Raw genomic sequence first — 5,966 nt, 5'->3', positions numbered from 1 at the left:
CTCATATACATTCCTCCTAGTTTAAATAATATCACAAATCACACGAATGTAAAATTTTATTTTTTTTATTTCAAAAAAAGTATTGAAATCCTACAAAGGTAGGAATATAATATGTGTATAAAGTTTATCACACGTTTGTGGGAAAGAAGGATGTAATGGAACTTAAATTAAAAAGGATAATTCAAAATCTAACATTGAAGGGACTAAGCAATTTATCTGGTGTAGGAGTTAATACAATATTAAAGCTTGAGAAAGGGAATATTGATGGTGTTAGTGTTGGAATATTGAAGAAAATTGCGAATGCCTTAAATACAACAGTTGTAGAATTATTTTTTAGTAAAGAAGTGAAATAGTAGGAGGATATATATGTTACAGGATAAGATGAATAGATATGAAGAGTTATGGAAGCAAAAAACTTGTAGTGCTAAGGAGTTTTCTAAAATAATGGGAGTTAGCGAACATAAAGCAAGACAATTAATGAGGATGGAAGGTTTCCCAGTAATAACTATAGGAAGAAATAAGCGTGTTCTACTAAGCAAAGTAGATGAATTCCTAGAAGGTTTAATTGGAGCTGTTTTATAGGATAAGATGATAGCACTTATAGAAAATAGGTGCTATTTCCCCTTTTAAGATAAGTTAGGGGATTTAAAAAAGATATAAGGTATTTGTAGAAACATTAGGGTCATATTTCATTCTAATGGCAATCAAGATTGGGACTTTTTTCAGAAAAATGGTTGATATTGAAATAGATTTTGTTAACGAAATAGCTGAAAATGGACAACAATAGGAATTCCTATAATAGATAATGTTAAAGATGCTTTTGCACATAATATACCACAAATAACAGCATTTTTCAGTGGATTTGTAAGTGATGTTAGTAACTTATGGAATAACAACTTAAAACCTTGTTATGAGGCTATAGGAAACTTTATAAGTAATGTATTGGCTCCAGTATTTGAATATGTATTTAATAATAGAATAGTGCCAGCTATAGAAAGAGCTTTCCACTTAATAGCAGGATTATGGAATAATTCTTTAAAACCTATATTAACAGGAATAATTGATTTTATTAATGGTGTATTTAGTGGGAGTTGGAGCAAGGCTTGGAGTGGTATAGTTGACATATTAGGTGGAATATTTGGTGGAATAGTTGAAGTAGTTAAAGTACCTATAAATGCAGTAATAGGATTAATAAATTCAGCTATTAGTGGATTAAATGGTATAAGCGTAGATATACCGGATTGGGTGCCAGGAGTCGGAGGCAAGACCTTTGGTGTAAATATACCGGAAATGTCTTATCTTGAAAACGGTGGTATTTTAACAGAGCCTACACTAATTGGATATGGAGTTATGGCAGGCGAGAAGAATAAAGGAAGAAGTAGACAAGCTGAAGCAGTAATACCTTTAGATACATTATGGAATGAGATTTCTAATTTTGGAAATAACATTGCTGCAGGATCATATACAAAGAGTATTCCTGTATTGGAAAAGATATTGAAAGCAATTGAGGATAAAGATATCGGAAATAACACCTATATTGAATTTAAAGATAACAATTTTGATGCAAGAGAGACCAAACAAACTTTAAGTCAAATAAGGTTTGCTGCCAATTTTTAATAGATAAAATCGATAGTATAGTTGGTGGTCCGCCATGTGACTATACTATCAAAATATATTGTTTACAGAAAATTAACAAAAAAAGTCTAATTTGAGGGAATAAAAAAAGTTTTTGTAGGTATATGTATAAATAATGTTAAGCGAAGTGCTTAACGGTCATGAAAGGGGATGGATAAATTATGTGTAAATTTGATATTGTAAGCGATAGAAAAGTTAAGAGTAAAACTATTGGAATTAGAGTTACAGAGGATGAGAAAGTGTTCTTAGAGGTATTATCAAATCTTAAGGGATTCAACTCTATATCGGATTATGTAAGACATTTAATAAGAAATGATAAAGAATTTCTAGATGGATTTGCAGAGTTTGAAGGATATAAAGATATAGTAGATTACATAAATCATTTAGAAGCAGAAGAAATTGCGAGGGTATTAAAGGAAAGAAATAATAACATAAAATAGAGGGTGGTGGAATTTTGAAAGTAGAAGACATAAACTTAAAAGAACTTATAGAGAATGAAACAGGATTAAAATTTAATAGAGAAAATAAAATACATTGCCCTCTACCAGGGCATAATGAAAAGACAGCATCTTTTTCATATGATAAAAAAAGAAAAAAATTCCGCTGTTTCGGATGTGGCATAGGAGGAAATGCAATTGACTTCATAAAGGAAACCAAAGGACTTAATTATTCTGAAGCTTGTAAGTATTTAGGGGTAGAATTGAATGAAGAATATAGGAAAAAAGAGTTAAGAAGAGAGAAAATAAAGGACTATGCAATTAAGCAAACAGAAAAAGGTGGGTGCAGAGAAGGTGCTGAAATAACGGCTATTTATGATTTTACAGATGAGTTTAATAATTATAAATATTCAAAGATAAAATTTGTAAGCAGTGATGGTAATAAAGTGACACCATATTGCCATATTGAAAATAATTCTGTTGTTAATAATAGGTTTGGAGAGGAAGTTCCATATAACCTTTATAAGCTTAAACAGGCGCTTAATGATGAAAAAGATATATTTATCGTTGAAGGTGAAAAGGACGTGGATACAATGTCTTATTTGGGATATACAGCTACTTCATATAAGAATGTTAAAGAGGAAAAGTATTATGAATTGTTGGAAGGTGCTAGAATTAATATAATCCCAGACAATGATAAGGCCGGAGAAAATTATTTAAAGGAAATAAAGAATAAAACATTTAGATATGCAAAGAGCTTTAAAGTTATAAAACTGCCTAATATTGATGAAATAGAAAAAGGTGATATAACTGATTGGATAAATGCTGGACATACTAGGGAAGAGTTAAAGGAGTTTATATATAATACTTTAGATTTGAAAAATAAAAATATTCTTCAGCAAGATCATATAGGGATATATAAATATATAATTCCTAGAAGAAAAGATATGGAAGCATATAATAAGTATATTAGTAATTTTAATATAAAGTACGCAAAAATAGTTGATGTAGTTGATGGTGATGGAGATGTTATTGAAGTATGTTTTCTAACTCCAAATGGTAAAGAGGTAATTAAAAGGGGGAGTGTAACTGTATTTGATGATGTAAGAAGTTTCAAAGCATTTTTGGGCTCAATGGATTTAACTTTTAAGGGGAAAATAGATGATTTAACTGAATTAAAAGAATGGATTAATAGATATTTTGTTACAGATAAAATAACTCTATATAAAGGTAATACATTTACCGATAAAGGATTAGTAACTAATGAGGGTTTAATTACAACAAATGGAACAAACAAGAAAATAAAAGCAGATAGCGATAAGAAAATAATATTTTCAAATATAGATCCTATAGAAAGTGATGAATTACAAGAATTATTGCAGCACTTATTAAATGTTCAATCTAAGCAATATATATATTCTATAATTGGTACTGTTATACATGGAATGATGGGATATATAGCTGAAAGAAATAACATAACTAATACAATGTTGTTTTTAGTTGGAGAAAGTGGAAGTGGTAAAACTGCAATACTAAAGAATGTTATAAAACCTTTATTAGGTTACAGTGAAAATACTCCTGTTATAGACATAACAAGTACAACTAAATTCCCTATGATAAAAGCTTTATCTGAAAGTAATTATCCGGTTCTATTTGAAGAGTACAAGCCTTCTCATATGAATCCAAATAAAGTAACTGATTTTTCAAATTTGATAAGGAATCTTTATGAAAGAAATTCTGATGAAAGAGGTCAGAAAAATCAAACAGTAAAGCAAAATGTATTAAGAGCTCCATTAATAACTGGTGAAGAAAGTTTTCCTAATAAAGATAAATCAACTATAGAAAAGGTGATGATTGCTTATCTATCAAAAATTGAAAGACCAGAAGGAAGCGAAAAAGATTTAAGATGGTTAGAAAAAAATAAAGACATTACTTATAAACTAGGTAGAACTATAGTAAACAAGCTAATAGCTTTATCAGACGAAGACTATATAGGTAAGAGAGAATTATTTGAGGAGATAGGACAACATAGCAAATTAAAAGATAGACCATTAGAGTTATTTATTAATGCATGTATAGGAATGGAAATATTAAATGAAATTTGTGGAAGTATAATAGGAGAAGACTTTATAGCTATTGATTATTCTGAAGGTATTCTTAAAAATGTAATAGAGGAGAATGTTGGCAATAGTGAAGATGGCCCTTCAAGTATTTCAGTAGAGATGTTAAGATACTTTAATGATATTATTTATTATATTGATAAAGATGAACAAAATAAATGTATTCGATGTGAAGACGAATTTGCATATATCAATGCAAAACGCATGGTGGACTTACTTAGTAAATATAATAAAGATTATGGGAAAACTACACCATTATTACCATTTAATGATTTTAATAAACAAATAAAAAACGCTGGAATATCAGAAGGTTCTGCGCAAAAGAAAGTTGGTGGCAATTCATGTACAACTAAGTTTTATATAAATAAGTTAATAGAGATAGGTTGTGATAATTTAGTGCCAAGCGATTATGCAGATAGTTTCAATACTGGAATGGATACTAAAGTAATCCCTATATCATCTTCAAGTTTTCAATTTTAAGAGGTGCTGCAAAGCACTTCTTTTTTAGGTATATAAGTATATTAAGGGTATTTAAAATTAGTATTTTGGTATATATAAAGATAACAAATGATATAAAAAATTAAGAAGAAAGGAGATGAAAAGATGTTAGATCAACAACGATTAAAAGCAATCGAATTACTTGTAGCTGGAGAAACTATATCCAATACAGCTGAATTAGTTGGAGTTACCAGGTCAACTATATATAAGTGGAAAGAACAGGATGACTTTAAATATGAAATGGAAAGACAGATTAGCTTTTTAAAATCTGGTATAGAAAGAAAGCTTTTAGCTAATGTTAATCCATTTTTAGATGAGTTATGTAAGATAGCATTAAAGAGTGAAAGTGATAAGACTAGACTAGATGCAATTACTTATTGTATCAATAGGTTAGTTGGAACACCGACTAAGATGGTCCAAGAACAAACTGAATATAGGACACCAGCAAAGGATATGGATATAGATGCAGTATTAGCAGAGATAGAAGAATTGAAAGATGATAGTGAGGAAGAGTGTTAGTATAAGCACTCTTTTTTTTATTGCCTATATTATAATTAAATAATTTATAATGATTTGAAAAGGTCACAATTATTAGCAAAAGTCACATTTTTAAAAATACTGTGACCTAAAATGTGACCTGTTGAAAATGGCATGGTTGAGCCAATTGTATATTAAAAAGTCACAAAGTCACAAAATATAAAGTAAAACTATTATAAAGAAATATAAGATTGATAAAATTTAACAATATATATAAAAAAGTAGCACAGTATATAATAAAAAAATGTGACCTTGATAAAAAAACAGTATAAGCCCAGTAAACAAGCCATTTAACGAGGTCACAATTGTAATTTTAAAAATGTGACCTAATATAGAATCAGTAGTTAAAATATAAAGAAAGTAAGTAAGTTGGAATCAGTAAAGATAATAGACAATATTATACATTTATAGGTGATTAAGATATACCAAGATATTAAGAGATAAGCTTTATGCAATAGATAATAATCCAGTACAGGAGTGTATATATGTAGTTAGTAATGATTAATTATGTAATGGAGCAGTTAAATAAGATAGGGGCAAGAATATAGTAAGAAGATGAGAAAAATATAGGAAGTTGAAAGCCAACCCTCGGAAGTACAAGCAACTGTTTTTATTTCGCAATAAGTATTGATATGAGTTCGTATTGTTTAAAAGCGAATTTCGCATAATCTCAATTTAGCGAAATTGATAAAATGAACTATAAAATGTGGTTTAAGTATTGGTATTACTGGGTTTATGC

At 29.0% G+C, this 5,966-nt stretch carries 6 protein-coding genes; all 6 read left to right on the top strand.

Features of this window, described 5'->3' with window-relative positions:
• The first annotated feature begins 155 nt into the window (after positions 1 to 155).
• Complete coding sequence (locus Q0F58_RS16580) at positions 156 to 353, top strand: helix-turn-helix domain-containing protein (protein ID WP_294378976.1); 198 nt, start codon at positions 156 to 158, stop codon at positions 351 to 353.
• A gap of 13 nt (positions 354 to 366) precedes the next feature.
• Positions 367 to 582, top strand: coding sequence for a DNA-binding protein (locus Q0F58_RS16575; RefSeq protein WP_294355538.1), 216 nt, complete (start codon positions 367 to 369; stop codon positions 580 to 582).
• 360 nt (positions 583 to 942) lie between these two features.
• Positions 943 to 1,617, top strand: a complete 675-nt coding sequence (locus tag Q0F58_RS16570) for a hypothetical protein (protein WP_294378975.1) — start codon at positions 943 to 945, stop codon at positions 1,615 to 1,617.
• A gap of 179 nt (positions 1,618 to 1,796) precedes the next feature.
• Entirely contained in the window at positions 1,797 to 2,075 is a 279-nt protein-coding gene (locus Q0F58_RS16565) for a hypothetical protein (protein WP_294378974.1), read from the top strand.
• Between the two features lie 14 nt (positions 2,076 to 2,089).
• Positions 2,090 to 4,672, top strand: a complete 2,583-nt coding sequence (locus Q0F58_RS16560) for a CHC2 zinc finger domain-containing protein (protein ID WP_294378973.1) — start codon at positions 2,090 to 2,092, stop codon at positions 4,670 to 4,672.
• Between the two features lie 99 nt (positions 4,673 to 4,771).
• Positions 4,772 to 5,209 (top strand): helix-turn-helix domain-containing protein, encoded by a 438-nt coding sequence (locus Q0F58_RS16555; protein ID WP_294378977.1) that lies wholly within the window; start codon positions 4,772 to 4,774, stop codon positions 5,207 to 5,209.
• The last annotated feature ends 757 nt before the right edge of the window (positions 5,210 to 5,966 follow it).

Origin of the sequence: uncultured Clostridium sp., from assembly GCF_934754915.1 — a bacterium.
Classification (GTDB): Bacteria; Bacillota; Clostridia; order Clostridiales; family Clostridiaceae; genus Clostridium.
The sequence above is the reverse complement of the archived record's forward strand: the minus strand, read 5'-3'. Positions and strand labels throughout refer to the sequence as shown.